Annotated in this window: 31 protein-coding genes; 6 read left to right on the top strand and 25 right to left on the bottom strand. The window is 45.4% G+C overall.

The window, feature by feature from the left end; all coding sequences use genetic code 11:
* Positions 1-2: 2 nt before the first annotated feature.
* Positions 3-1244: a beta-ketoacyl-ACP synthase II gene (gene fabF, locus MHI44_RS17670; protein WP_003244890.1), complete on the bottom strand. Its 1242-nt coding sequence runs from the start codon at positions 1242-1244 to the stop codon at positions 3-5.
* A 22-nt stretch (positions 1245-1266) separates the two neighbouring features.
* Positions 1267-2205, bottom strand: a complete 939-nt coding sequence (gene fabH / locus MHI44_RS17665; protein ID WP_003232971.1) for a beta-ketoacyl-ACP synthase III — start codon at positions 2203-2205, stop codon at positions 1267-1269.
* Between the two features lie 164 nt (positions 2206-2369).
* On the opposite strand from fabH, the gene yjzB reads away from it, so the two are divergent.
* The gene (gene yjzB, locus MHI44_RS17660; protein ID WP_003232972.1) at positions 2370-2609 is read left to right on the top strand and encodes a spore coat protein YjzB; all 240 of its coding nucleotides are present in this window, start codon (positions 2370-2372) and stop codon (positions 2607-2609) included.
* Between the two features lie 29 nt (positions 2610-2638).
* Here the strand turns inward: yjzB and comZ are convergent, their stop codons facing one another.
* The 4 genes from comZ to MHI44_RS17640 form a co-directional block, all read right to left on the bottom strand.
* The gene (gene comZ, locus MHI44_RS17655; protein ID WP_003224559.1) at positions 2639-2830 is read right to left on the bottom strand and encodes a ComG operon transcriptional repressor ComZ; all 192 of its coding nucleotides are present in this window, start codon (positions 2828-2830) and stop codon (positions 2639-2641) included.
* A 14-nt stretch (positions 2831-2844) separates the two neighbouring features.
* The gene (gene med / locus MHI44_RS17650; protein ID WP_339203572.1) at positions 2845-3798 is read right to left on the bottom strand and encodes a transcriptional regulator Med; all 954 of its coding nucleotides are present in this window, start codon (positions 3796-3798) and stop codon (positions 2845-2847) included.
* An 89-nt stretch (positions 3799-3887) separates the two neighbouring features.
* The gene (locus MHI44_RS17645) at positions 3888-4445 is read right to left on the bottom strand and encodes a hypothetical protein (RefSeq protein WP_015252365.1); all 558 of its coding nucleotides are present in this window, start codon (positions 4443-4445) and stop codon (positions 3888-3890) included.
* Positions 4446-4526: 81 nt separating this feature from the next.
* Positions 4527-5261 (bottom strand): hypothetical protein, encoded by a 735-nt coding sequence (locus tag MHI44_RS17640; RefSeq protein WP_032721340.1) that lies wholly within the window; start codon positions 5259-5261, stop codon positions 4527-4529.
* Positions 5262-5509: 248 nt separating this feature from the next.
* Between MHI44_RS17640 and MHI44_RS17635 the strand changes: the two genes are divergently transcribed.
* On the top strand, positions 5510-5695 hold the full coding sequence (locus MHI44_RS17635) for a DUF2929 domain-containing protein (RefSeq protein ID WP_003245236.1): 186 nt from the start codon (positions 5510-5512) through the stop codon (positions 5693-5695).
* 45 nt (positions 5696-5740) lie between these two features.
* Here MHI44_RS17635 and MHI44_RS17630 read toward each other — a convergent pair whose 3' ends face one another.
* The 13 genes from MHI44_RS17630 to MHI44_RS17570 all read right to left on the bottom strand — a co-directional run bounded on the left by MHI44_RS17630 (position 5741) and on the right by MHI44_RS17570 (position 19003).
* On the bottom strand, positions 5741-5920 hold the full coding sequence (locus MHI44_RS17630; RefSeq protein ID WP_003245356.1) for a YjzC family protein: 180 nt from the start codon (positions 5918-5920) through the stop codon (positions 5741-5743).
* 85 nt (positions 5921-6005) lie between these two features.
* On the bottom strand, positions 6006-6965 hold the full coding sequence (gene argF, locus MHI44_RS17625; RefSeq protein ID WP_339202497.1) for an ornithine carbamoyltransferase: 960 nt from the start codon (positions 6963-6965) through the stop codon (positions 6006-6008).
* Positions 6953-10045 (bottom strand): carbamoyl phosphate synthase large subunit, encoded by a 3093-nt coding sequence (locus tag MHI44_RS17620; RefSeq protein WP_339202496.1) that lies wholly within the window; start codon positions 10043-10045, stop codon positions 6953-6955. Before MHI44_RS17620 ends, argF begins: the two co-directional genes overlap by 13 nt.
* Positions 10038-11099: a carbamoyl phosphate synthase small subunit gene (locus MHI44_RS17615; protein ID WP_339202495.1), complete on the bottom strand. Its 1062-nt coding sequence runs from the start codon at positions 11097-11099 to the stop codon at positions 10038-10040. Before MHI44_RS17615 ends, MHI44_RS17620 begins: the two co-directional genes overlap by 8 nt.
* A gap of 71 nt (positions 11100-11170) precedes the next feature.
* A complete protein-coding gene (locus MHI44_RS17610) occupies positions 11171-12328 on the bottom strand; it encodes an acetylornithine transaminase (RefSeq protein WP_317680067.1) in 1158 nt (385 codons plus the stop codon).
* Positions 12325-13101 (bottom strand): acetylglutamate kinase, encoded by a 777-nt coding sequence (gene argB, locus MHI44_RS17605; protein ID WP_339202494.1) that lies wholly within the window; start codon positions 13099-13101, stop codon positions 12325-12327. The genes MHI44_RS17610 and argB overlap by 4 nt, the downstream gene beginning before the upstream one ends.
* Before the next feature lie 14 nt (positions 13102-13115).
* Positions 13116-14336, bottom strand: coding sequence for a bifunctional ornithine acetyltransferase/N-acetylglutamate synthase (argJ, locus tag MHI44_RS17600; RefSeq protein ID WP_212058995.1), 1221 nt, complete (start codon positions 14334-14336; stop codon positions 13116-13118).
* A 19-nt stretch (positions 14337-14355) separates the two neighbouring features.
* Positions 14356-15393, bottom strand: a complete 1038-nt coding sequence (gene argC / locus MHI44_RS17595; protein WP_041850987.1) for an N-acetyl-gamma-glutamyl-phosphate reductase — start codon at positions 15391-15393, stop codon at positions 14356-14358.
* A 205-nt stretch (positions 15394-15598) separates the two neighbouring features.
* Positions 15599-16093 (bottom strand): MFS transporter, encoded by a 495-nt coding sequence (locus MHI44_RS17590; protein WP_010886476.1) that lies wholly within the window; start codon positions 16091-16093, stop codon positions 15599-15601.
* Positions 16094-16137: 44 nt separating this feature from the next.
* Positions 16138-17568, bottom strand: a complete 1431-nt coding sequence (locus tag MHI44_RS17585; RefSeq protein WP_328568509.1) for an FAD-binding oxidoreductase — start codon at positions 17566-17568, stop codon at positions 16138-16140.
* A 60-nt stretch (positions 17569-17628) separates the two neighbouring features.
* The gene (locus MHI44_RS17580; protein WP_003232996.1) at positions 17629-17799 is read right to left on the bottom strand and encodes a YqaE/Pmp3 family membrane protein; all 171 of its coding nucleotides are present in this window, start codon (positions 17797-17799) and stop codon (positions 17629-17631) included.
* A gap of 64 nt (positions 17800-17863) precedes the next feature.
* Entirely contained in the window at positions 17864-18172 is a 309-nt protein-coding gene (locus tag MHI44_RS17575; RefSeq protein WP_003232998.1) for a metal-sulfur cluster assembly factor, read from the bottom strand.
* Positions 18173-18235: 63 nt separating this feature from the next.
* Positions 18236-19003 (bottom strand): prolyl oligopeptidase family serine peptidase, encoded by a 768-nt coding sequence (locus MHI44_RS17570; protein WP_339202493.1) that lies wholly within the window; start codon positions 19001-19003, stop codon positions 18236-18238.
* A 120-nt stretch (positions 19004-19123) separates the two neighbouring features.
* Between MHI44_RS17570 and yitU the strand changes: the two genes are divergently transcribed.
* The 3 genes from yitU to MHI44_RS17555 all read left to right on the top strand — a co-directional run bounded on the left by yitU (position 19124) and on the right by MHI44_RS17555 (position 20390).
* Complete coding sequence (gene yitU, locus MHI44_RS17565) at positions 19124-19936, top strand: 5-amino-6-(5-phospho-D-ribitylamino)uracil phosphatase YitU (protein ID WP_014476412.1); 813 nt, start codon at positions 19124-19126, stop codon at positions 19934-19936.
* 103 nt (positions 19937-20039) lie between these two features.
* On the top strand, positions 20040-20192 hold the full coding sequence (locus tag MHI44_RS17560; protein ID WP_017695668.1) for a hypothetical protein: 153 nt from the start codon (positions 20040-20042) through the stop codon (positions 20190-20192).
* On the top strand, positions 20193-20390 hold the full coding sequence (locus MHI44_RS17555) for a DUF3813 domain-containing protein (RefSeq protein ID WP_003245613.1): 198 nt from the start codon (positions 20193-20195) through the stop codon (positions 20388-20390).
* A gap of 30 nt (positions 20391-20420) precedes the next feature.
* On the opposite strand, the gene MHI44_RS17550 is transcribed toward MHI44_RS17555, so the two are convergent.
* Positions 20421-20876: a BsuPI-related putative proteinase inhibitor gene (locus MHI44_RS17550; protein WP_014479419.1), complete on the bottom strand. Its 456-nt coding sequence runs from the start codon at positions 20874-20876 to the stop codon at positions 20421-20423.
* An 18-nt stretch (positions 20877-20894) separates the two neighbouring features.
* Entirely contained in the window at positions 20895-21737 is an 843-nt protein-coding gene (locus MHI44_RS17545) for a YitT family protein (protein ID WP_003245017.1), read from the bottom strand.
* Positions 21738-21874: 137 nt separating this feature from the next.
* Here MHI44_RS17545 and MHI44_RS17540 point away from each other — a divergent pair, with 137 nt between their 5' ends.
* Positions 21875-22726 carry a DegV family protein gene (locus tag MHI44_RS17540; protein WP_017695667.1) on the top strand — a complete coding sequence of 284 codons (852 nt, stop codon included), beginning with the start codon at positions 21875-21877 and terminating at the stop codon, positions 22724-22726.
* Positions 22727-22772: 46 nt separating this feature from the next.
* Here MHI44_RS17540 and nprB read toward each other — a convergent pair whose 3' ends face one another.
* The 4 genes from nprB to MHI44_RS17520 form a co-directional block, all read right to left on the bottom strand.
* Complete coding sequence (gene nprB / locus MHI44_RS17535; protein WP_009966979.1) at positions 22773-24389, bottom strand: neutral protease NprB; 1617 nt, start codon at positions 24387-24389, stop codon at positions 22773-22775.
* 135 nt (positions 24390-24524) lie between these two features.
* A complete protein-coding gene (locus MHI44_RS17530; protein WP_003233021.1) occupies positions 24525-24818 on the bottom strand; it encodes a DUF3784 domain-containing protein in 294 nt (97 codons plus the stop codon).
* 19 nt (positions 24819-24837) lie between these two features.
* Complete coding sequence (locus tag MHI44_RS17525; RefSeq protein ID WP_017695665.1) at positions 24838-25425, bottom strand: hypothetical protein; 588 nt, start codon at positions 25423-25425, stop codon at positions 24838-24840.
* Positions 25422-25769 carry a PadR family transcriptional regulator gene (locus MHI44_RS17520; protein WP_003245674.1) on the bottom strand — a complete coding sequence of 116 codons (348 nt, stop codon included), beginning with the start codon at positions 25767-25769 and terminating at the stop codon, positions 25422-25424. The genes MHI44_RS17525 and MHI44_RS17520 overlap by 4 nt, the downstream gene beginning before the upstream one ends.
* Positions 25770-25772: the final 3 nt, after the last annotated feature.

The following is a 25772-nucleotide window of genomic DNA, read 5'->3' as shown; positions in this document are numbered from 1 at the left end:
GATTATGATTGATATTTCTTAAAGATTAATGTTGCGTTGTGTCCGCCGAATCCTAATGAGTTGCTGAGAACATAATTAAGTTCCTGTCTGCGGGCTTCATCAGGCACATAATCCAAATCACATTCTTCGTCAGGTGTTTGAATATTGATTGTCGGCGGAATCACGCCTTCTTTAATGGCAAGGATAGAGAAAATGGCTTCAATACCGCCGGCTGCTCCTAAGAGGTGGCCTGTCATCGATTTTGTAGAGCTTACCGCAAGTTTATGCGCATGCTCGCCAAAAACGGTCTTAATCGCCATTGTTTCGTATTTGTCGTTGTAATACGTGCTTGTCCCGTGAGCATTGATGTAATCAATTTCCTCAGGTGCAATGCCTGCATCTTTAATGGCTTCTTGCATCGCTCTCGCTCCGCCTTCGCCGTCTTGGGCCGGCGCTGTGATATGATAAGCGTCTCCGGTTGAGCCGTAGCCGACAATTTCTCCGTAAATTTTAGCGCCGCGGGCCAGGGCATGCTCAAGTTCTTCAAGAACGATAATCCCTGCACCTTCCCCCATGACAAAGCCATCACGGTTTTTATCAAACGGGCGGCTCGCTGTTTTCGGATCTGGATTAGTAGACAGCGCTTTGTTGGCACTAAAGCCGGCGAATGACATTCTTGTCAGCGGCGCTTCTGTTCCGCCTGTGACCATCACGTCTGCATCACCGCGCTGAATAACCTTAAACGCGTCACCGATGGAGTTCGTTCCTGTAGCACATGCTGTAACCGTACAAGAGTTCACCCCTTTTGCTCCTAATGCAATAGAAATCTGGCCTGTCGCCATGTCAGGAATCATCATTGGCACGAAAAACGGGCTTACCCGTCTTGGGCCTTTTGTTAAGAAGATTTCAAATTGAGACTCTAGTGTTTCAAGTCCTCCGATACCGGAGCCTACCCAAACACCGACTCTCGGCGCGATCTCATCGGTAATGTTAAGATCTGCGTCTTCAACCGCCATTTTCGCAGCCACAACCGCATATTGTGTAAAGCGGTCCATTTTTCTGGCTTCTTTTTTATCCATATAATCTTCAACATTAAAATCTTTTAATTCAGCGGCAACTTTTGCCGGATATTCTTCAGCGTCAACACGAGTGATCGGACCGATTCCGGACACACCGTTGATTGCGTTATTCCAACTTGTATCGACGTCGTTGCCAAGTGGAGATAATGCTCCAAGTCCTGTAACAACTACTCTTTTTTTAGTCATCTTGTGTGCACCTCACCTTTTTTTATCGGCCCCAGCGGATTGCAATGGCGCCCCATGTTAGTCCTCCGCCGAATCCTACCATAACGACCACATCGCCGTCTTTGATTTTACCGGCTTCCAATTCTTCTACAAGAGAGATCGGAATGGATGCGGCAGAAGTATTTCCATATTTATGAACAGTTTTAGACATCTTTTCGACAGGAAGCTCTAAACGCTCGCGAGCAGCTTCCATGATACGGATGTTCGCCTGATGCGGAATCAAAAAGTCGACATCCTCTTTTGAAAGTCCGGCTTTTTCAATGACATTTACGCATGATTCTCCCATTTGGCGGACTGCAAATTTGAAAACTTCTCGTCCATTCATGATTGTATGTCGTTTTTCATTCAGATACAAGTGCTGACCGCCTGTGCCGTCGGCTCCTAGTTCAAATGAAAGGATTCCTCTGTCATCACTGACTGGCCCGACTACCGCAGCGCCTGCTCCGTCTCCAAACAGAACGGCTGTATTGCGGTCTTCCCAGTCGGTAATGCTTGAGAGCTTCTCTACACCGACAACTAGAACATGCTTGTAGGTACCGGATTCAATAAATTGTTTTCCGGTTACAACCCCGTACATAAAGCCTGCACAAGCCGCGCTGATATCCATAGCACACGCTTTCTTCGCGCCGAGCTGTTCTTGAATCATACAAGAGACCGTAGGAAATGACTGATCAGGTGTAACAGTTGCAACCAAGATCATATCCAGATCCTCAGCAGCCACTTCAGCTTGTTCCAGCGCATTTTTCGCTGCTGCAACAGCCATATGTGATGAAAACACATCATCTGCTGCGATTCTTCTTTCTTCTATTCCTGTTCTTGTACGAATCCACTCGTCAGAAGTTTCAACCATTTTTTCAAGATCATGATTTGTTAAAACCTTCTCAGGAATGTAACGTCCAACACCAAGTATTCCAGCTTTCATTAGGGAAGACTCCTTTATATCTTAAATTTAGAAGATCAATCAGGTTGTGATCAATTATTAGTATCAGGTACTAATTCTATCCTATTTTTTTTCACATGGCAATATATTCGTCTAAACTATCAGTTCATCTTACTCATAGAGTATGGTATATGGAAAGGAGGCGTATGCAGTTGGATGTGTTTTCAAGAATGATGTTCGGCGATGCAGCAAAACCAACAGAAGAGAAGGAGGAGGAACAGCAAGAGGAAGTTTCTCAGGTTTCTCAGACAAACGACGAAGAGACGATTAATTACATGCATATTATGGACCAAATCGGTTCAATTATGAACTCTCTTGATCAAATCAAGCCCGCTTTAAAGGAGCTTGCGCCCATGCTCTCCGCTATTAAAAAGAAAATCATGTGAAAAGCCACTTTCAAAAAAGTGGCTTCTTCTTATTCTGTTTCAGATTTAGCGTCAGACTTGCCAAGCTCATAAGCTTCCGCCATTACCGTTGTAAATAGATTCATAAACGGCTGGATGGCCTCCATTGAGAGCTCAATGCCTGATTTCTCAAGCTGTTCTTTCGCTTCAGGGAGATATTTCATGGCAATTTGCAAGAATTCAAGTGATTTTTCGTGCTGCATGTGACGTCACTCCATTACTCGTTTTTTGGCAGCTCGCCTGTTTTGTTGTATGTTTTGATCAGCTTGGCGATTCTTTGCTGAAAGTCTTTGTCGACGAGCGGGCTGAATGTTCCCATCTCAACGACTCCCGTATTCAGGTCGTAGTAATGATCGCCGTCCTCAAGGGTGCCTTTATTAAATTGTTCAGCAATGATTTCATAGGCCTTGTCCACATTTTGCACCGTGCTGGTTAATACGGTATTCTCGCCCAGATCCGATTGATCTGTGACGTAGCCAATGGCATAAAGACCGTCTTTTTTGATTTGCTGAATAACAGGAACATTATACCCGTCTCCGGCGGGATACACAACATCCGCGCCTTCGTTCTTCATTTTCTGATAAAGCTTTACTGCTGTTGTATCATCATCCCAATGATCCGTATATTTCGTATTTACCTCTATATCCGGATTTTCATACTTGGCCCCTTTGATAAAACCGTCAACCTCAGGCTGCCACGTAAAGGAGGCAATTACACCGACCTGATTCGTTTTCGACATATGGGCAGCAGTCATTCCTCCAAAAAAGCCCATTGCTTCCCCGCTAAAATGGACACTCGTTACATTATCAGCTTTCGCTTTCGCATTGGAAATGACGAATTCCATATCTGGATAATCTTCGCCGACCAAGTTAAACACCTCAGCATATTCACTCCCATGGCCATAGAGCAGATTGACGCCCCTCTTATGAAAATCCTCAATCGCATTTATGATATCTTCTTCTGTTTTAACGCCTTCTTTATAATAGACGTCCACATTGTATTTGGATTGTATATTCAGTAATCCTTTATACCCTTTTGTACCCCATACGAGGTCATTAATCGTATCAGGAAAGAGCATGCCGACCTTCTCAATTTTTCCTTTGAACGGAGTTTGTCCACATCCACTCAATAAAAGGAGGACAGAAAAGATCATGACAAGCCTTGTGATCAAGTCATGTTCAACTCCTTTTGACAAGCTATAACATGTTTATTTTTATACGTTTATTGTATCTAGAAAACTCGAAACATGGAAGGTTTTTCTTAATATTTGTCGAAAATTGATGAAAATTGTCTTTTCCACTCGATAATTTTTGTTTTTGCTTCATCTTTTGAGGTTTTTTCTGTGACTTGCAATTCAAAAAGCTGATCTTTGCTATGACGGCTTGGTTCTAACAGGAATCTCAGCAACTCGTCAGCGACGTCGTTTGTGTAATAGCCGTCTTCCTCTGTTTCTTCTTTCCATGGCCCATACATTTTCGGCAGGATCACGGTTTTTTCCGAGCCTGTTTTTTCACGTTTTTCCCATTCTTTTCGGTCTTCTTCATATACTAAAATATAAGGAGAATCACATTGGTCTAAAGGCAAAAAACTTCCGAACTGGATACAAATTGTATCATACTTTTGATCTCCAATGTGTTCAAGCTGGCGAAAGAGTTCATTTCTCCCAAGCCACATGAGTCTTTCTTCTAAGTACATTTGTCTCATTTTATCTTCTGTTTCCGCCAGAACAACGTCAACATGTATGCCTTCATCCATCATTCGCTCACATAATGAAAGGCCGAAAAATTCGTCCGCACCTACAATCAGCGTTGATTCCATTGCATCTGCCGCCCTTCCGGTTTTTCATTTCCCAAAACAAAACAGCCTCCGCAAAAGAGAAGGCTGTTGTCATTATATTCTCTATAATTCTTTTTCATGACTATGAAAGAATTTGCAAATTGATGCATAAATTCTGCTTGGATGCTCAAATAAATGAAATGTCATGTCGACCGGTGAGCCTTGCTTTTGCTGTTTTTCCTTGAAAACTTCCGCATGTACGCTGTAGGGATATGGAGCTCCGGTCATACGCTGCCATATATGAACCGGTACGCCGCTCGGGTAGCTTTGAATTGTTTTATAACGAAGCGCTTCCGCTTCTTTTTCAGAAATTCCGTAGCTTTTCGATACTTCTTTCAAAAATTGCTTATAGAAAAATTTATTTTCTTTTTCCGATTCATAATGTGCCTGAAGATCGAGACAAGGATTCAACATTGCGGCTGAGCGGATATGATCCGGGGAAAAACGAAGCAGTTCATCGGCCACGAGAGCACCCATGCCTTCTGCTAAAATATGAATCTTCGGATTGAGGATTTCCTGCTTCAGCACAGAATGTATCAGCTGTTTGGCATAGGTGACTGCTTTTTCCGCCCCCCAATGCCTTCCGAACAGATTGCTGTTAAAAAGAGTGTATCCTTCATTCATCAACATGCTCAGAAGCTGATTTCTGCCATAATGCTGCTGCCAAAAGCTTGAATCATGTCCGACAAAGTGGGTTCTGTCCCCCAAGATAAAGATGCCGAAGCCGTTCGGGCGATAGGGCAGATGAATGACATTATGCTCCGTTCCCAGTTGAAAGTATCTTTCCGTTATTCCCATCGCTTGCCCGCCTCCTTTCACACTTCATCTCACGCTATCTTATGTAAATAGAAAAGAAACGAATAAGGTAAAGTCCTAGCCTTTTACATTTTTGGCTATTATACTGATTGACGTTTTATATTTTACCATTAAAGTGTGACGAATCAGACTCTTTTGTCACCTCACTTTCTGCTAAAATTGGATTCCCCCTTCGCTTTTTGTATGGTATGATAACTTTTAGAATAGAATGAGAAGGACGAGGTGGAAACGTGCGATATATTATTGCCTTTATTTGGACGTTCCTTTTATCACATATGGCATGCTACTTGGTTGCAAGCATGAACAGCGTTACGTATAATTTCAAAACATCATCTGTCATTGCTGTTGTACTGTATGTCTTAATCATGGTTTTAGCAGAAATCATGCCTATGAACAAAAATGCAAGCCAGCATTAAAAAGCCAAAAACCCAAAACATTTATTGTTTTGGGTTTTTTAGTGGTCACGGCTTTCTTTTGTAGGTCCACAGCCGGTTGTGGTTTGATGTTTCGGGGAACATTTCCCCTGCTGACAGATGGACCTTTTGAGGGTTTTTAACCATGCTCCCTGTCTCGCCGATTTCTACGTAGACACCGTTATTAGGCGCTTTCTGTCCGGGCCGGAATTGGTGCTGCTGTCCCACTGTTTTTCCTCCTTTTCCTTTTTGCTGTAGTATGCGCCTAAGCGGCTGTGAATATGTTGCCATCAAAAAAACTGCTGAGTTTGGCTCAGCAGTTTTTTGATGATTCCCCTTTATATAAAATGGCCTTCAGCAGTGCTTTTTGCACATGAAGACGGTTTTCCGCCTGCTGGAACACTGCAGAGTTCGGCCCGTCAATAACCTCTGCAGTCACTTCTTCCTCACGATGCGCAGGGAGACAATGTAAAAATGTATAGTCAGGCTTGGCATGGCTGACCAGCGCCGCATTTACCTGATAAGGCGCAAAGACAGCAAGACGTTCTTGCTCTTCCGCTTCCTGCCCCATGCTTGTAAACACATCAGAATAAATCACGTCCGCGTCTTTTACAGCTTCAACCGGATCATCTGTCAGTGTGATAGAAGAGCCGGATTGAAGTGCGTATGTTTTTGCCGCTTCAGCTGCTTCATCTAACACTTCATATCCCTTTGGCGAAGCGATCGAGATATCACAGCCCATTTTCGCACAGCCGATCATCAAGGAGTGCGCCACGTTATTTCCGTCACCGATGTATGCGACTTTTACGCCTTTAAGCTTCCCTTTTATCTCCTTAATCGTCAAGAGATCCGCCAGCGCCTGGCATGGGTGGTATTTATCGGTAAGTCCATTGATCACCGGAATGTCAGCTTCTTTGGCAAGTTCCTCCACCTTTTCATGTTCAAAGGTCCGGATCATAATGGCATCCACATAGCCTGACAGCACTTTCGCCGTATCAGCGACAGTCTCACCGCGCCCCAGCTGCAGATCTTTCTGGCTTAGAAAGAGGGCGTTCCCGCCGAGCTGCGCCATGCCCGCTTCAAATGAAACACGGGTCCGCGTTGATGATTTTTCAAAAATCATCGCCAAGGTTTTGCCATGGAATATAGGCTGAATTTTGTTTTGTTTCAGCTCACCGGCCTCTGTGAGCAAGGCGTTTATATCCTCTTCACTAAGGTCCTTTAACGTTAATAAATCTTTTCCGTATAAACTGGTTTGCGTCACTGTGTGCATGATGCCACTTCCTTTTTATAGAGGTCTTTGAGAGATACAGGCTGCGGATGGCCTGAACCGCTTTGTAAAAACGCCCGCACAGTTTCTTCTTCTGTAAAGACGGGGATGCCGTGCGTCATGGCTTCCAAACGTTCTTTGCGTGCTTCTTCAGAACCGCTCAGATTAATGTGGAGCGAGTTTCCTTCCTGTTCCATCCATGAGGCAAATGTTCCTTCATGTATTGTAAAACCTGCGTTTTCTGCTAACTCCTGCACATCTTCCGGAACGTTTTGCAAATAAATGCTTCCTTTTTGACTCCAGACTCTTGTATAGATTTTTTTCAAGGCGCTGTTAGAATCATATGCGACACACATGCCTTCTCCCGTTGATTTCATTTCCGGCCCAAGCTTGACATCCACATCCTGGATCGCATGAGAAGAAAAAACAGGGAACTTCACGGCAACTCCATGATGATTTTGAACTGCCGGATCTAGATCTTTTAAGGACGCTCCCGCCAGCAGACGTGTGGCGAGCGGAATCATCGGAACGCCCATTACTTTGCTGACGACAGGAACCGTGCGGCTCGCTCTCGGATTCACTTCAAGAACGAGTATGTTTCCATTGTCGATCACAAATTGAATGTTCATGATGCCTTTAAATGAAAGTTTTCGGGCAATTTTTTGTGCCGCATCTTTCATGCCCTGCTGCAGCCCGCTCATGATGGACGGCCCGGGAAGAATGGCAAAGCTGTCCCCTGAATGGACACCTGCCCGTTCAATATGCTCGGTATATGTCGGGATAAAGACATCCTCGCCGTCGGAAATCAAATCAATTTCGACTTCCTTTCCAGACACATACTGATCAATCAAAATCGGGTATGGCATGCTGTCCTCATCATTCAGCAGCTGAGAAAGCTGGGCTTGCGAGTCAACAATGATCATGCCCATTCCGCCGATAACGTAAGATGGGCGGATTAACACCGGATAGCCGATCTCACTCGCTTTTGAAGCGGCTTCTTCTTTTGTATAAGCAATTTCTCCTTTTGCGTGCTTCAATCCCAGCTCGTCAAGAAGCTGATAAAATTGATCCCGATCCTCTAACACGTCGAGCGTTTGAAATGATGTGCCAAGAAGAGTAATGCCGGCTTTTTCGAGCGCTTCAGCAGCATTGATTGCAGTTTGGCCGCCGAATTGCACAATTGCAAAATCAATATTTTCCTGCTCCGCCACGTTTACAATATGCTCCGTTGTCATCGGTTCAAAATACAGGCGATCCGCAATTTCATAATCGGTGCTGACCGTTTCCGGGTTATTGTTAATCATGATGGTTTCGAATCCAAGCTCTTGCAGTGTCAGCACACCGTGAACAGCACTATAATCAAATTCAACGCCTTGGCCGATCCGAATCGGGCCTGATCCGATAATGAGCGCGCGTTTTTTCTCTTTGCGGCTGATGTCTCCATCGGTTTCTCCGAAATATGTGGAGTAAAAATAGTTTGTTTTCGCATCAAACTCTGCCGCGCATGTATCTACGATTTTAAAGGAAGGCGTAATGCCCATCTCCTTGCGAAGCGCGCGCACCTCTTCCTCTGTTTTGCCGATCAGTGAGGCAATCGTTGCGTCTGAGAATCCCTTTTCCTTTGCTTTCTTCAATAATTCAAAAGAGAGATCGCTCCCTGCTTCCATCAGGCGGTTTTCCAATTTGATGATGTTGTCAAAGGTATGAAGGAAAAACGGATCAATTTTTGTTTTTTCATGGATGTCATCAATCGAGACGCTGCGGCTCAACAGCTCCATGACAACGAAAAATCTGCGGTCATCCGGAGTGATTGCCAAATCCCATAGCGTACCAATTGACAACCCGCTGAGCTCTGGAAGGTGTGTCCCGATATTTTTTAATTCAAGCGACGCGGCTGCCTTTTGTATCGCTGCTTCTAAATTCCGTTCAATCGCCATCACTTCACCGGTGGCTTTCATTTTTGTGCCAAGCTTGCGGTCTGCGTTTTTGAATTTATCAAACGGCCAGCGCGGAAATTTGACGATCACATAGTCCAGTGCCGGTTCAAAGCTTGCGTAAGTCGAGCCTGTGAGCGGATTTTTCAGCTCGTCAAGAGTGTATCCGACTGCCAGTTTCGCGGCCATCTTCGCAATCGGATAACCGGTCGCTTTAGATGCGAGAGCCGATGACCGGCTTACACGCGGATTCACTTCAATGACGTAATATTGCTTGCTGAATGGATCAAGCGCGAATTGAATGTTACAGCCGCCTACAACATCAAGTGCTGAGATGATCGTCAGACTTGCTGTCCGCAGCATTTGATAGTCTTCGTCTGTCAATGTTTGTGACGGCGCCACAACGATAGAGTCACCTGTATGCACGCCGACCGGATCGATATTTTCCATATTGCAGACGGTAATGCATGTGTTATTGCTGTCACGCATGACTTCATATTCAATTTCTTTAAAACCGGCAATGCTTTTTTCGACAAGGCATTGATTGATCGGACTTGCTAATAGCGCCTGTTTAATCATAGCTGTAAAGGCTTCTTTATCAGGGGCGATTCCTCCGCCCTTTCCGCCTAATGTGTAAGCCGGTCTGATAATAACAGGAAAACCGATGGATTCCGCAAAATGGAGGGCATCGGCCTCGTTATCAACAATTTCACTCTCCGGTACGGGCTGTTTTAATTCATTCATTAACGAACGGAATTTTTCCCGGTCCTCTCCTTTTTGTATCGTTTCAACGGATGTGCCGAGGAGTTTGACGCCGTGCTCTTTTAAAACACCCGTTTCTTCAAGCTCCACCGCTAAATTCAACGCGGTCTGACCGCCTAAATTGGCAAGAAGCCCATCAGGCCGTTCTTTCTTAATGATGGCTGTCAGGCTTTCTGCTGTCAGAGGCTCAAAATAAATTTCATCAGCGAAGGCTTCATCAGTCATAATTGTCGCCGGATTGCTGTTGACGAGAATGACCCGGTAGCCCTCCTCCTTCAGCGCGATGCACCCTTGAGTGCCCGAATAATCAAATTCTGCCGCCTGCCCGATGATGATCGGGCCTGAGCCGATTACTAATATGCTTGAAATACTGGTGTCTTTAGGCATGCGCGATTTCTCTCCTTGCTGGTATCACATTCTTTAGATAATCATCAAAAATCCATTCGCTTTCCGCAGGTCCGGGATGGGCTTCCGGGTGGAATTGAACACTCATGACAGGCAGTTTTTTATGGGCAAGCCCTTCAACTGACGTATCATTGACATGATGAAACCTGATGGTGAGCTCTTCTTCATTAATTGACTGTTCATCAACCACATAGCTGTGGTTTTGGCTTGTCATAAAGACCCGTTTCGTCTCACGGTCAATGACCGGATGATTAGCTCCCCTGTGCCCGAATGGCAGCTTAAAAGTATTCCCTCCAAACGCGAGCGCGATCAGCTGATGTCCGAGACAAATGCCTAGAGTCGGAAAGCGGCTGATGATGCTTTTGATCTTTCCTAAATATGGATGGATTGCTTTCGGATCTCCAGGTCCGTTCGATAGCACAATGCCATCGGGTTTGATGTTGTATACGGTCTCCATTTGCTGGTATGGCACCACGGTAACCTTGCAGCCTCGTTTGACAAGTGATGATGCGATTGACTTTTTATAGCCAAAATCAATGAGAGCGATATGTTTATTCCCGTCGCCGAATGTGCTGATTTCCTGGGCGGAAGCCTGCTCTGCCACATTCTCTGGTTGAAGAGCAATCTCAGCTCCTTCTTTAGAGGCTGTGACTGTCGCACCCATCGTCCCGTTTGCCCGGATTTTCTTCACGACAGCCCTCGTATCAACATGGGTTAACAGCGGAATGTTCCATTTCTGTAAATACTCCTTGAGGCTGTATACCGCTTCATAATGAGAAAAGTGATCACACGCCTCATAGACAACCGCGGCTTTTACTTGCGGTTTCTTGCTTTCAAAATCCTTTTCATTTATGCCGTAGTTGCCAATCAGCGGGTAGGTAAATACAATAATCTGTCCCTTATATGATGGATCTGTCAGCACTTCCTGGTAGCCTGTCATTCCTGTGAAAAAAACAGCTTCTCCCGTACAGTTTTCATGACCGTCCAGCTCGCCGCTGAACGATGTCCCATCTTCTAACACTAAATAACCTTCCATCTAACAGCCCACCTCTTGATGAATAATTAATTATAAAAATGAATTTTTATGCCTTTACATCGAAAAAAAAATCACTGGTTTACAGCGGAATGATGAGCGATTGCCTGTTTCAGCTTGCTGACGGCTTCTGCTATTTCATCCTTAGTCACGGTGAGCGGCGGCAGCAGCCGAATCACGTTCGGGCCGGCCGGCAATACAAGCAAGCCTAATGTCTGCAATTCAGCAATAATGTCAGCAACCGGGCCATCACACTCAATTCCAAGCATTAATCCTTTACCTCGGATTTGTTTAACAAAAGGGCTCTTTAGCTCTGCCTCAAGCTGTTCTTTTAAAAACGCCCCTTTGTCAGCAGCCTCTTGCAAAAAGTCAGGCTGGAATACAATTTGCAATGTGGCATTCACAGCAGCCATCGCCAGCATGTTTCCTCCGAAAGTCGTTCCGTGAGAACCAAGGGTAAACGCTTCTCCAAGCTGTTTTTTTCCGATGACAGCGCCGACCGGAAAGCCGTTTCCCAATCCTTTGGCGACTGTGATGATATCCGGTGAGAGTCCGAAGTGCTCATATGCGAAGCCTTTTCCCGTCCGTCCGATGCCGGTCTGGATTTCATCAATGATGAGAAGGGCTTGCTTTTCCTTGCAAAACGACTGTACGGCTGATAAAAATTCAGCACTCGCCGGATTGACTCCTCCTTCTCCCTGCACTGTTTCAAGCATCACCGCGGCAATATCGCCTTCCTCCCCAAGAGCTTTAAAAGCAGAAGGATCATTGTATGGCAGGTAGTGAAAGCCTTCAAGCATCGGGCCGAAGCCTGTTTTGATTTTATCCTGTCCGGTCGCAGCCATCCCTGCATACGTGCGGCCATGGAACGACTGAAGAAAAGTGATGATTTTTGTTTTTCCAGTTGCTTTTCGGGCAAGCTTTATCGCACCTTCATTCGCCTCCGCGCCGCTGTTGCAGAAAAAGACAAGATCTCCTGCACTATGCGCCGCCAGCTTCTGCGCCACTTGCTCTTGGAGACTGTTTTGAAACAGATTGGATACGTGCCATACGCTGTCAAGCTGTTTTTTGACTGCTTCTGTCACCGCTTCATGGCAGTGTCCTAGATTTGACACCGCAATCCCCTGAATGAAATCGAGGTACGTTTTGCCGTTTTGATCCTCAACGTACGTTCCCTTTGCTTTTTTGAGGTCAATATCCCAACGGCCGTAGGTTTGAAACAAGCTGCTCATGAAACAGCCTCCTTTGCTTTGACGATTTTTGTCCCTTGAAAGGTTTGTTCTGCGAAGAATGATCCTTTTCCGTTTACGATCATGACTTCAGACACCTGATCTGATAAAGCTGACAAGGCTGAATTGACCTTCGGGATCATCCCTCCTGTGATCACTTCCTGCTTGATCAGCATCTGAATCTCCTTAGAGGTCAGGACGTCCAGACGCTGCTTTTCCTTCATGATTCCATCGACATCCGTGACGAACATCAGCTTATCGGCTTCAAGCGCTCCGGCGACTGCTGAAGCAGCCAGATCAGCATTTACATTCAGCGTTTTGCAGTCGCTTGTCATAGACAGCGGCGCAATAACGGGGATGATGCCATTTTCCATCAGCGCGTTCACCATGGACGCATCGACTTTTTTGATTTCTCCCACTTCTCCGTATGTTTCCGGATCTAGATAATCAGCCTCCAAAAGACCGCCATCCTTACCAGAAATGCCTGCGGCTCGCAGTCCGTGTTTGGCAAGCTCAGCAACGAAAAATTTATTGACAGAACCGGATAAAACCATTTCCGCCACTTCCAGCACCGGCTTCGTTGTTTTCCTCTGTCCGCCCGAAAACTCTGTCTTGATATTTAACCGTTTCAGCATATTCGTGATTTCCGGTCCCCCGCCATGTACGATCGCCAGCTTCCAGCCTGACGCCATCAGCTCTTTCAGATTTTGAAAAAATTCCTCCGACAGCTCACGGATGACGCTTCCCCCGCATTTAAAAACGATAGTTTTCTTCATTTCGCTCCCCTTTATTACGTGCGATAGCTCGCGTTAATTTTGATATAGTCATAGGTCAGGTCACAGCCCCACGCTCTCCCGTTTCCGTCCCCTTCATCCATCTTGATGACAATGGTGATTTCATCTCCTTCAAGGTATTCCTTGGCGAGAGATTCAGAGAATGGCTGAGGTTCGTTATCCTTAAACAGGCATTGGCCGCCAAGATAAACCTCTACTTCTTCTGCCGTCACCTGTGCTGCGGAGTGTCCGATGGCTCCGATGATCCGCCCCCAGTTGGCATCTGTTCCGTATACTGCCGTTTTTACAAGATTTGAGCCGACAATCTTTTTGGCAATGACGTTTGCATCAAGATTGTTTTTCGCTCCCTGTACTTGGGCTTCAATTAGTTTTGTCGCGCCTTCTCCGTCTCTGGCAATCTCTTTAGCCAGATCCTCACAAGTGAGCAAGAGCGCTTTTTTAAAGACCGGCCAGTCTGGATGGTCTTCTGTCAGGCACTCGTTTTCGGCGCAGCCATTCGCCATAACTAATACCATATCGTTCGTGGATGTTTCTCCGTCAACTGTGATTTGGTTAAATGAAACGTCAGTGATTTCCCGAAGCGCCTTTTGCAGCGCTTTTTCTTCGATTGCCGCGTCAGTTGTCACAAATCCCAGCATCGTGGCCATGTTCGGGTGTATCATCCCAGAGCCTTTGGCCGCTCCGCCGATCGTGACTGTTTTGCCGCCGATTGCCAGCTCATAGCACGTCTGCTTGATTACCGTATCAGTTGTTAAAATCGCTTCCTCAAAATCGCCTGATCCCGCAGGTGTTTCTTTCAGCAGCTCGATCCCCGCGTGGATTTTTTCCATGTCTAAATGCTCGCCGATGACACCCGTTGATGAAACAGCGACAAGCTCCGGCTCAATGCCAAGCTGTGAAGCAAAGCTCTCCCGCATTGTGTATGCGTCCTTTAGGCCTTGTTCTCCCGTGCAGGCATTGGCAATGGCACTGTTGACGATAACGGCTTTCAGTGTCGGTCCGTGCTTTAAGCTGTCTTGTGTCACTTTGATCGGAGCAGCCTGAAAGTGGCTTTGGGTATAAACTGCTGCACTCACAGCCGGTGTCTCGCTGATAATGACACCGAGGTCTTTTTTCGAGTAGCGCAGCCCGCAATGCACACCCTTTGCCTGAAACCCTTTTGGCGAGGATACATCACCTGTTACTTTTACAATTTGATCTTCACTTAACTGAATCATGGTTCGATTCTCTCCCGTTCTATGGATAAATTGGCGTGATGGTGAGTCCAGTTTCTTCATTCCAGCCATTCATCAAATTAAAGTTTTGCACTGCCTGACCGGCGGCACCCTTCATTAAATTATCGATTACCGAGACGATCGTGACTCTGTTCGTTCTCTCATCGAGGGTCACGGCGATATCACAGAAATTGCTGCCGTACACTTCTTTCGTTTGCGGGTACTGACCTTTTGGCCTCACTCTCACAAAATATGAATCTTGGTAAAATTCCGAATATAAATCATGCAGGTCATCTGCGGATAGGTCACAGGTTAATCTGGTATACATCGTCGCCATGATGCCCCTTGTCATCGGAACCAAGTGAGCCGAAAATGTAATGGGCCCGAGACCTGGCTGCCATTCATTCAGCGCCTGCTCAATTTCCGGCGTGTGCTGATGTTCATTGACTTTATAAATTTTAAAATTGTCGTTCAGCTCAGAAAAATGAGTTCCCATGGATGCTTTTCTTCCCGCTCCGGAAACACCGGTCTTCGCGTCAACGATAACAAAAGATTCATCGAGCAGATTCTTTTGAGCCAATGGCGCGAGGCCAAGCAAAACAGCTGTTGGAAAACAGCCTGGATTGGCAATGAGTTTCGCCTGTTGAATTTGTTGTTGATTCAGTTCTGCCAGACCGTATACCGCCTCTTGAATCACTGCCTTCGGTGCCGCTGTCCGTTTATACCATTTTTCATATTCAGCCGGTTCTTGTATCCTCAGATCACCTGACAGATCAATAACCGGAATTCCCGCGTCTGCCAGCTTTGGAGTCAATTCACTTGATACTCCGGGCGGCGCAGCGAGAAACATGATATCTATTTCGTGTTTGATCGTATTCATATCAATCGGCTTCAGCTTCTGATCCGCTAAGCCGGTAAGATGAGGATAACCCTCGCTATAGACATTCCCTTCTCCGCTGGATGAATAAAGTATGCATTCCTCTGCATGAGGATGATGCGAAAGAATCCTGACAAGTTCGGCGCCTCCATATCCTGTAGCACCTACAATTCCTATTTTCAAAACAAGTTCACCCTCTTGGTCTTTGTGAAATTATTTAACATTATAACATGAATAAAAATTAATTCAATCGTATATTTAATATTTTTATTCATTTATAAATTTTCTGTTCAATGGAAATTCCGCTCAAAAAAATCAGCACGACTCCAGCACAAAAACGTTGATGCGGCGCCGCATTTCAGCCGCATAAAAAAACAGGCTGACCGCGTCAGCCTGTTTTCATCATCATCAATCCACTCAAAAAGTATAGAATAGAGCTTGCATAAAAAATCATTTGCACTGTGAAAAAGTCAGCGAGAAAGCCCCCGAGCATAATGGCTGCTGCCGAAAAGACAGCTGTCCAAAAATGGTAATTCCCAATCTTCTTTCCACGCTCTCCGCTGTCTGTAAAATTAGCGATCAGCACTTTTTCTCCATGCTTTTGCATCGCTCCAAAGAGCCCTAACAGCACTTGAACGATATACACTTGAACGACGCTTCCGATATGCGGGACATATAAAAGCAGAACAGCCATCCCCCACGAGTTCAGAAGCAGAAAATAACGGCTGTCAAACCTTTCAGACAGCCGTCCGAGGAGCGGGTAAATGAGCGCTCCGCTCAACCCGAACAATCCGTAGGAAAAACCGAACTGTGTGTAGCTTGAGCCGATATTTTTCACAAACAGAATATAAAACGGAAAGATTAAGCTGCTTGCGAAAAACACGCTGCTTTGTGATAATGTCAGCCATTTTAATTTGTTTTTCCCCATTATTTATACCTCTGATAAAAGTAATTCATAAAGCGCTCATCCGGGTCATAGGTTCGTTTTTTCTGAAAAAACGCTTCACTTTTCGGATATGCCTGTCTCATTTGCGCTTTTGTCTGGTAGGTCATATAAGGCAGATAATAGCTGCCGCCGTGCTTGATGGCAACGTCTGTCATGCGCCTGATGATTCGGGCAGTATCTGCCTGGTCTTCTTTTGAAAAGCCCTCGTTTATTAATAGCACGAGCGAAAACATATCGTCCTTCGCATAGGAAAGGTCGGCCTTTTCATTTTTCTGCACGTAGCGGATCGTAATGTTCAGCAGGTTCAGATCTTCGTCCGACAGCGTTTGTCTCAGGTCATCAATATAGGACCCATACTCCTTCACGGGCACAAAGTATTCTTGCAAAACATCTGTGTTGTCATTATTTTCATACTCAAGAAACTTTGATTCAGACCGCATGACGTTATTGCGTGAAATCTCTGTGCCGTTTTGGCTCAGGAAATAGGATTGCTGTGTGTCCCACAGCCAATTCCTGCCCCATTCATACCGTCTTGACAAACCGAGTGCAAACTTTGTGGCTCCCGTATACTCATCTTCTTTGAGATCGCTGTATGATGGCAGCTGATCCTGATGATCAGCCAATACGTAATTTGTGACATACATGTCTTTCAGAAATCCTTTTTTCGCTGTTGAAATTCGCGCCAGATGCATTCGGACATCTGGATTTCCTTTTACATGCTTTGAAAAATAGTCTGAGTATGTGCTGTAATTCATTTTTTCTGTCTTCATGACATACAGCTCATCATCTGTCAGCTCAAGCGTTACATCAAGAATCACGCCAAAAAGGCCGTACCCTCCGATGACCGCCGTAAACAAATCATCTTTTGGAGTTACAGTGATAATCGTCCCGTCAGCTTTTAAAAGCCGGAATGATTTGACTGTATCAATTAGCGAGCCGTAGCGAATATCACGTCCGTGTGCATTTGCGCTGAGAGATCCGCCGATTGTAAAAATGTTTTGTGACTGCATGACTTTTACCGCGAGTCCGTATGGATTCACGTATTTCTGGATATCATTCCACGTTGCACCGCTTTGCACCCTGATGGTTTTCTTCTCTTGATCGAGTGACAGGATTTTGTTGTAGCCCGTCATGTCGAGAACGATGCCGTCCTCATAATATGTATGGCCGCCCATGGAGTGCTGGGCCCCGGCGATTGAAATTTTTATGTTTTTTCGATTTGCCTCTTTGACTGTGTCAATGAGCGTTTCCTCTTCCTGCCCTTTCACTGTCTGCTTTATTTTCACAGGCATCAGGCGGCTGACATCCGTCATCTCGCTTGTGTCTGTTTTTTGCTCTGAGTGCACAGAGTACGCAAACAGGGCCGCATACGCGCCAGTACAAAGCGCGAATGCAAGCAATTTCTTTTTCATAGTGCTCTCCCTGCTGTTTTTATGACCATTATACCATGACTGCGTCCTCATTTTTCCAAATTATCTTCTTGCCCGTTTTTCGGCACGGCGGTCTGCGACGATAAAGCAGGCGTGAATCGCGCCCGGCAGCCAAAAGATACAGGTCAATATGAGATTCAGCAAGGCCTGAAACGGTTTTCCCGAAAACAAAACAGCAAGCGGCGGGCATAAAACTGCCAGCAGGTACATCATTCCCTTTCACTCCTTTCAGCTGTAAAAAAGGACAGCCTCACATATCAGGCTGTCCTCTTTTGTTTTATTGAATGCCAAGCGCAATTTTTGCGTATCTGGACATTTTATCCCTAGTCCAAGGCGGATTCCATACAATGTGAACCTCTGTGTCTTTCACTTCAGGAAGGTCCGCTAATGCTTTTTTCACCTCATCCACGATAATCGGCGCTAAAGGGCATCCCATTGATGTTAGCGTCATGGTGATGTGCGTCAAGCCATCTTCATCCATATCAACGTCATATACCAAGCCGAGGTTCACGATATCAACGCCAAGCTCAGGATCGACAACCTGTTCCAGGGCGCCCATGATGTTTTCTTTTAATGCTTCTTCCACGTTCCCTCACTCCTTTTTTCTACAGTATAACGTAAATTCAGCTCTTGTTAATAACTTAGTGCTTTATAAGTACGTTTCAAACCATTCAATCGTTTTTAACACAGCTGCCCGCGGGACTTTATGGTCAGCGTTTTCATCTCCGATAAATTGCAGGCGTTCCGGCTGCTCGCTGTAATGGGATTTGATCGTGTCATAAAATGTCCGGGTCGGCGCGTAAGGCACAACCTTATCTTTTGCGCCGTGCCAAAATAAAAGCGGGCGCTGTTGCAGTTTCTCCGGCTGAAGGCTGAGATCCCGCAATTCGAGACGTTTCATCAGCTGCTGCACCTTCTCTTCCGGCACATCGATTTCAATGCCCTGAGATTGAATATGGTCAATCTGCTGCTGAAACAGCTCCACGTAATTCGGGCTTCCCATCAGGCTGACGCCGGCTTTTATCCAATCATATGCAGTCAAAGCGCCAAGCGTTGTGATGCCGCCCATTGACGTGCCTGCGAGACCGATGCGGCCGCCGTCTATCAGGCCCTCTTTTTCAAAATGGTTTTTAAGCACGCCGATCTCTTCAATCTCGTTTAGGACGATATCCCAAAAATGCCCCGCCAGCTCTTCGACAGCCATTTCTTCTCCCCGTACCCCATGGTGCAAAGCCTCCGGCAGAACGGCTCTAAAATCCTTCTCCGCAAGCAGATAAGCAATATGAAGGTTGTGTTCCTTCGCGCTTGTAAAACCATGTATAAAGATCACGAGAGGAACAGCGCGGTGCCTGTTCTCTTCCTTTACAATATGTAAAAACGGAATACCGGAAACGGTTTGATTCTCAATTTGTATCACAATGTGCCCCTCCTTAGGATAACCATAATCATAAGTGTAACATGTAGACAATAAAGATGGTAAAAAGCTACACTGTAAGTAAGGAAAAACAAGCAAAATCTAAGGTTAAAGGAGCTTTTCATGGAGACAAAACCCTATTTAATCGCATTAGATTTAGATGGAACATTATTAAAGGATGATAAAACCATATCTGAAAACACCCTTCAGACGATACAGCGCCTAAAAGATGACGGGCATTATGTCTGCATCTCAACAGGCCGTCCGTATCGTTCAAGTTCCATGTACTACCAGCAGATGGAGCTGACAACGCCAATTGTCAATTTTAACGGAGCATTTGTCCATCACCCGCAAGACGACAGCTGGGGACGGTATCATACGTCACTGCCGCTTGATGTTGTCAAACAGCTCGTGGATATCAGCGAGAGCTACAACGTACATAACGTGCTTGCTGAAGTGATTGACGACGTATACTTTCATTACCATGATGAGCACCTGATAGATGCCTTTAATATGAACACAACAAATGTAACGGTCGGAGACTTGCGGGAAAATCTTGGTGAAGATGTGACGTCTGTACTCATACATGCAAAAGAAGAGGATGTGCCGGCAATACGCTCATATTTATCGGATGTGCATGCCGAGGTAATCGACCATAGAAGATGGGCCGCACCGTGGCATGTCATTGAAATTATCAAAAGCGGCATGAATAAAGCGGTCGGCCTGCAGAAAATCAGCGATTATTACGGCGTGCCGAGGGAGCGGATCATTGCTTTCGGGGATGAGGATAACGATTTGGAAATGCTTGAATTTGCAGGCTGCGGCGTTGCAATGGGAAATGGAATTGACGCGGTCAAGCAGATTGCCAACCGAACAACGGCTACAAATGAAGAGGACGGCGTTGCAAGATTTTTGAAAGAATATTTCTCACTTTAAAGAAGGTCCGTATTAATTTTTCCCACTCATAAACCTTACTTTGCCCCACCATACTATTGAAGACGACTCATCTCGTCAAAGTATGGAAGGGGGCAGTCTCAAAATGGGTAAACGAAGCAAATCCAGAAGGTTTATTCAGCAGGGTAAAGACTCCATCGGGCTACACGCCGCAAGATTTCCATATCGGTCTACTTTAGAAGAAGCTCACCAGCATGCCGCGGCACGAGACTCGGCCGAAAGCCAGGTTGAATATTAAATGAGAAATGAACTGTTTCAGCAGGCAAAATCATTTGTTCAACAGGCGGTCATGGTGACAAACGGCTTTGAGGAAGGCGATCAGGAGCAAGCGATTCTGAGAGCCAAAAATGCTGTATCTTCTGCGTATGCCAATTCGACAGATGCGGAACGTCAACAGCTGCATCAATTTCAAAATCAGCTGGACAAACTCCAATAAAAAAAGGCTATGGCGACTCGCCATAGCCTCTTATTTGACTTCAAACTGCTGAACAGCCTGAACCTGCTTGAGATTTTCCGCCCTGCCCTTAAATGTCACCTTTACCTCATAGGTTCCGGGCTCTGGGACTTCCTTCCACACATCAGAGAAATCATATGTTTCTCCAGATTCAAGCGTCAGGTTTTGAAAAGCCTGCGTAAACATTTTGTCTTTCGAATAACGGTATCTTTCTTTGTGCTCAGAATCATACACGACAAGTTCAAATTTTTGCCCTGTGCTGAATTGAAACTCAATAGCACGTTCACTTTGGTTCTTCAGCGACATGTTAAACTTGATTTGTTCAGGCTCCTGAATTGCGTCAATAGATAAAACAACCTCTTGATTCTCCATTCCGCCTGATACCTCCTTATCGGGTTCTGTCTGCTCATCTTTCCCGCAGCCTATCAAAAGCAGCACGGGGAGGAGCATCACAAGCAGCCGTTTCACGACTTCCACCTGCTTTCGTCAGTCTTTTCTAAAGAAACCAAAAATCCCTGTCGTTTGAACAATGTTCGTAAATGCTTTCGGATCAACTTCTTTGACGATCTTTTCTAAATCGTACAGTTCATACCTCGTGATGACGATAATCATCATTTCTTTCTGTTCGTTCGTAAAAGCTCCTTTTGCCGGAACAGTTGTGATGCCGCGCACCATTTTTCCGTAAATGGCTTCCTTGATTTCGTCCGCCTTTTTCGTCACGATCATTGCCGTGAGCTTCATGTGGCGAGTGTGAATGGCGTCGATCACCCTTGTTGTCACATACAGCGTAACCAGGGTATATAATGCTTTCTCCCAACCTTGCAATAATCCTGCCGTCAAGATGATAATCCCGTTCAGAATGAAGAAATACGTGCCGACGGGTTTATCCTTCCACTTTGCAAGCACCATGGCGACGATATCAAGCCCGCCTGTCGAAGCTCCGTATTTTAATGTTAAGCCGATACCGACTGCGGAAATGACGCCGCCGAACACCGCGTTCAGCAAAATGTCATGTGACAGGCTTGTTTCCGGCAGGATCCCCATAAACAGAGTAGTGAGTGCGACACTTAAAATGCTGTACACTGTAAACGATTTGCCGACCTTCAGCCATCCTAAAATACCGACCGGAATGTTTAAGAGGAACAAGAGCGTTCCCGTCGATATGTAAAAGGGGGCATATTGATCAACGACGCTTGATAAAAGCTGGGCAACACCTGTAAATCCGCTGGCATATACATCTGCAGGTATCAAAAATAAGTTCAGCCCGGCAGCATTGAGTAAAGCGCCGATGATGACGATGAGTAATTTTTTTGTTTGATCTAGTACCATGGCATGTTCCTCCGCTCTTTCTTCTTTATTATGTTTTCCCTTAAAACAAATATTTGAACACGATTTTGGCAAATTAATATGATATAGTTGGCTTAACTCTCATGATAACGAGCGATAACGGAAAGAAGGGAAGCAATATGACAGTTCATCTCATCGCTGACAGCGCCACTGATTTGCCTCGTTCTTATTTTGAAGAAAAAGGCATTGGCTTTATTCCACTCAGGGTTTCTCTCGGTGATAAAGAATTCGAAGATGCAGTCACAATTCAAGCGGATCAAATATTTGAAGCGATGCAAAATGGAGAAACGCCTAAGACGTCCCAAGCCTCACCGCAAACGATTAAAAATGTGTTTTTGCAATATGCCGAAACAGGTGATCCCGCTCTTTACATTGCCTTTTCCTCAGGTCTCTCCGGCACGTATCAGACAGCTGTAATGATCGCCAATGAAGTGAAGGAGGAATTCCCCGATTTCGATTTGCGGGTCATTGATTCCAAATGCGCTTCATTAGGATACGGTCTGGCTGTCCGGCATGCTGCCGATCTCTGTATCAACGGGAATACAATACAAGAAATTGAAACGTCTGTAAAGAACTTTTGCAGCCAGCTTGAACACATTTTTACCGTTGATGATTTAACATATCTCGCGAGGGGCGGCCGGATATCCAAAACGTCCGCTTTTGTCGGCGGCCTGTTGAATATTAAACCGCTGCTTCAGATGGAGGACGGCAAGCTTGTGCCTCTGGAAAAAATCCGCGGACAGAAGAAACTTTTCAAACGGATCATCGAGCTTATGAAAGAGCGCGGGGATGATTGGAGCGATCAAACCGTCGGGATCAGCTACGCCGCGAACAAAGAAAAAGCCACGGACATGAAACACCTGATTGAGGAAGCGTTCAAGCCGAAAGAAATCATTATGCATCCAATCAGTTCAGCAATCGGCTCGCATGCCGGTCCAGGTACATTGGCGATATTCTTTTTAAGAAAATGAGCAAACAAAAACAGTCAGACTCTGTGTCCTGACTGTTTTTGTTTGCTCATAGAATGCCGACAGCCTCATACGCCTTTTCGACTGAAGCTGATTGCTTCGAGCCTTCACCGTATAAATCATTGGCAGCTTCAATCGCCGCTTGCTTCATCATGCTGAAATCTGTAGATGCCGTTACATAATATGTTAAAGCCCGATAGTAAATTTGTTCACTTGCTTCACGCCCAATCCCTTCAACCTGTACACCGTGGTGCACGCCTCCTTCTGCAAGAAGATAAGCTGCTTTATTGTGAATGGACGAATTGATATGGACTCCGCCATAATCCTCTGTTCCTGTGTAGCGGTTCGAGTAATGATCTGGATTTCCCTGCTTAGATGGGTCCTCCAATGACCGCAATGAATCTCCTGCAATACCAGGAGTATAGACATCTTCGCCGATCTCCCAATCATCACGGTCAGCCATCGCGCCCATAATGTCAGAAATGGACTCATTTAATGCACCGGGTTCTCCTTGATATAAAAGACCGGCGGAATACTGTGTGACTGCGTGTGTGATTTCATGCGCGACAATGTCGAGCGATCCAGACAGCGGCTTAAATTTCGAACCGTCTCCATCCCCGTATACCATCTGGACACCGTTCCACGCAGCATTGTTCCATTGTTTGCCGACATGCACGGTAGACGTAATCCTTGCTCCGTTTTGATCAAAAGAATCACGGCCAAATGTCTTGCTGTAATAATCGTAAACGGCTTGCGCATTTGCGTGTGCGTCTACAGCCGCAGGTTCATTAAATACGGACGTGCCGCTGACTATTTCTTTGCCCGTATACCCGATCAGTTGAGACAAAAGCGTAAACAAGGTTTCGTTCAGGTTCTTCGCGTCAAATGTATTGATCCCTTTTCCCCTTGTTTCGTCAGCCAAATAAAAGCGCCCATTTTGTTCTGTGACGTCAAAGCTTTTTTCATCACCTGACACGCCGATTCCTGTACCTGCCGCTTCATGAATGGCATTAAAGGACTCGATGACCTTTCCGTTTTTGGCATCGATGAAATAATGCCAATAGCCAGGCTCAGGTTCAGATGTCGAGAGTCTCACAAGGTAGGCGAGATCATATTCACCGTCGTGTGGATAGATATATAATTCGCCTTTTGGTTCCCCATCAAGATATTCGATTTTTCCAATGGAAGCCTCGAGCTCACGCCTTGCTGTATGTATTGCTTTTTTCTCAGAAATAGACGGTGTGACGGAGACGTCCTTGATTTGCGGATGCACCTTTCCAAAGAAACTTTTCACTTGTTTGTTTTCCTTCATCGCGACCGCTTGTTCAAAGCCGTAAATCGGAATTCCTTTGTAAACCTCCGTTAATTTAAAAAACGTTTGTTTTGTCTTTGGATCCTTTATGGTTTTCGAAACGCGAAAATGGCTGTTCGCATTCCCTTTGAGCTTAAACTGCGTTTGATGCTTGTCAAGATAGGAAAATAGCGATTCTTTCTGGGTTGTGTTTTGTACCGGCTTCTGCGGTGACTTTTCGATGATGTATGAAGGGGTTTGATACGTATGGTCGTATTCGATGCTTTCTTCAGCTGAGGCATGTGTTACAAAAACCATTTGGGCCGCTGTGCATAAGCCGGCCAGTAATAGAGATGTCTTGGTCAGGTTGCGCAAAACACCACATCCTTCCTATTTTGGAATCTACCATTTTTCTTCATCCTATCAAAAATACAAAAACTTGTATGTGGTGCTTCGTTCTTATTTTCCCAAAAAAGAAGGGCAGAGATATTTCGCTCTGCCCTTCTTTTTCTACTCTACTAATTTTTTATTGACATAAATAATAACCCCTGCTCCATATGCCAGTATAAGCGGAGGTATGAGCTGCTCCTGACCTTGAAATGAGATAAAACTATTCAGCAAAATGAACAAACCGGAATTCAAGAAAAAGTAGCCTGCTATTCTGGCCAGCCGATCTTTATCCCGTATACGCGCCTCGTTAAACCCAGCCAGCATCCAGGTTTGTTTTTTGATTCCGACAAAATAGGCAACCACAAAGAATAAAAGCGCGATGACAATTAATAGATAATTGATGCTGATTTCCATCTTACAGCCTCCTACAAGATTACTTGATGTTAAGAAAAAGAAAAAAAGCGGCGCAGCTTACTGCAATCAGCAGCAGGACGACAAGCGCATTGAGGAACGGGCTCAAAAGAAGCAGCACTGCTAAAAACAGCAGATAAACCGCACCGACTCGCGAAATCTTGACAATCTCCTTTTGAGAGCGCATTTTGTTTTTTCTGACACCTGCAAACATCATCAATTTTTTCCGCTTCCATACATATCCGGCGAGCACCATTAAATAAACAGCCAGCGGCAGATGTCTGAAGTCGGACGGCAGCAGCGGCAGGGCGATAATCGTGACAATGAGAAGGACCGAAAGCCAGCTTTTGCCCAATAAAGACCTCCTCCTTTTCGTCTCTCCCCCATCACCCATCATCAATTCGGCAAGCTCCTTCGGATGAGAAAATTCAGATTCAACAGCTTCCTGCAGTTCCTCTTCACTAAGGCCGGCTTTGATTCTGTCTTGAACGAAAGCGGTGATATGCCCCTTTAATTCGTCGATAGCGTTTTCTCTCTCTACATCAGGCATATTCGCCAGCTCTGCATTTAGTTCCTCCATGTATCGGTCAATGATAAGCTGTCCATTCATAGCAAATCCCCCGATAAAGACAGTAAGGCTTGATGGGTTTCCAGGTATTTCTCCAGCCGTTCTTTTAACATTTCTTCTCCTTTTTGCGTCATTTTGTAATACTTTCTTTTCGGGCCGTCCAGTGAATCTTCCCAAAAAAATTCGATCCATCCCTTCTCGGTCATACGTTTCAAAATCGGATAAATCGCTCCCTCTGAAATAGCCAGCGCCGAGGTGGTTTTTAAGGATGACGTCAGCTCATAACCGTACATCGGTTTAGAACGCAGTAGGGATAGGATGGCCAGCTCGAAAATCCCTTTTCGAAATTGAACAATCCAGCGGTCATTAACTTGATTCGTTTTCATGGT

The sequence above is a fragment of the Bacillus sp. FSL K6-1366 genome (genome assembly GCF_037976695.1).
In the GTDB taxonomy this organism is placed as follows: Bacteria; Bacillota; Bacilli; order Bacillales; family Bacillaceae; genus Bacillus; species Bacillus subtilis.
Note: the sequence above shows the minus strand (reverse complement) of the source record. Positions and strands in the feature narration are given on the sequence as shown.

Coding starts and splice junctions, on each gene's coding strand:
- fabF (WP_003244890.1), bottom strand. CDS start 1,244: ATGACTAAAAAAAGAGTAGTTGTTACAGGACTTGGAGCATTATCTCCA.
- fabH (WP_003232971.1), bottom strand. CDS start 2,205: ATGAAAGCTGGAATACTTGGTGTTGGACGTTACATTCCTGAGAAGGTT.
- yjzB (WP_003232972.1), top strand. CDS start 2,370: ATGCAGTTGGATGTGTTTTCAAGAATGATGTTCGGCGATGCAGCAAAA.
- comZ (WP_003224559.1), bottom strand. CDS start 2,830: ATGCAGCACGAAAAATCACTTGAATTCTTGCAAATTGCCATGAAATAT.
- MHI44_RS17645 (WP_015252365.1), bottom strand. CDS start 4,445: ATGGAATCAACGCTGATTGTAGGTGCGGACGAATTTTTCGGCCTTTCA.
- MHI44_RS17640 (WP_032721340.1), bottom strand. CDS start 5,261: ATGGGAATAACGGAAAGATACTTTCAACTGGGAACGGAGCATAATGTC.
- argF (WP_339202497.1), bottom strand. CDS start 6,965: ATGCACACAGTGACGCAAACCAGTTTATACGGAAAAGATTTATTAACG.
- MHI44_RS17620 (WP_339202496.1), bottom strand. CDS start 10,045: ATGCCTAAAGACACCAGTATTTCAAGCATATTAGTAATCGGCTCAGGC.
- MHI44_RS17615 (WP_339202495.1), bottom strand. CDS start 11,099: ATGGAAGGTTATTTAGTGTTAGAAGATGGGACATCGTTCAGCGGCGAG.
- MHI44_RS17610 (WP_317680067.1), bottom strand. CDS start 12,328: ATGAGCAGCTTGTTTCAAACCTACGGCCGTTGGGATATTGACCTCAAA.
- argB (WP_339202494.1), bottom strand. CDS start 13,101: ATGAAGAAAACTATCGTTTTTAAATGCGGGGGAAGCGTCATCCGTGAG.
- argJ (WP_212058995.1), bottom strand. CDS start 14,336: ATGATTCAGTTAAGTGAAGATCAAATTGTAAAAGTAACAGGTGATGTA.
- MHI44_RS17585 (WP_328568509.1), bottom strand. CDS start 17,568: ATGAAAAAGAAATTGCTTGCATTCGCGCTTTGTACTGGCGCGTATGCG.
- MHI44_RS17580 (WP_003232996.1), bottom strand. CDS start 17,799: ATGATGTACCTGCTGGCAGTTTTATGCCCGCCGCTTGCTGTTTTGTTT.
- yitU (WP_014476412.1), top strand. CDS start 19,124: ATGGAGACAAAACCCTATTTAATCGCATTAGATTTAGATGGAACATTA.
- MHI44_RS17560 (WP_017695668.1), top strand. CDS start 20,040: ATGGGTAAACGAAGCAAATCCAGAAGGTTTATTCAGCAGGGTAAAGAC.
- MHI44_RS17555 (WP_003245613.1), top strand. CDS start 20,193: ATGAGAAATGAACTGTTTCAGCAGGCAAAATCATTTGTTCAACAGGCG.
- MHI44_RS17545 (WP_003245017.1), bottom strand. CDS start 21,737: ATGGTACTAGATCAAACAAAAAAATTACTCATCGTCATCATCGGCGCT.
- MHI44_RS17540 (WP_017695667.1), top strand. CDS start 21,875: ATGACAGTTCATCTCATCGCTGACAGCGCCACTGATTTGCCTCGTTCT.
- MHI44_RS17530 (WP_003233021.1), bottom strand. CDS start 24,818: ATGGAAATCAGCATCAATTATCTATTAATTGTCATCGCGCTTTTATTC.
- MHI44_RS17525 (WP_017695665.1), bottom strand. CDS start 25,425: ATGAATGGACAGCTTATCATTGACCGATACATGGAGGAACTAAATGCA.
- MHI44_RS17520 (WP_003245674.1), bottom strand. CDS start 25,769: ATGAAAACGAATCAAGTTAATGACCGCTGGATTGTTCAATTTCGAAAA.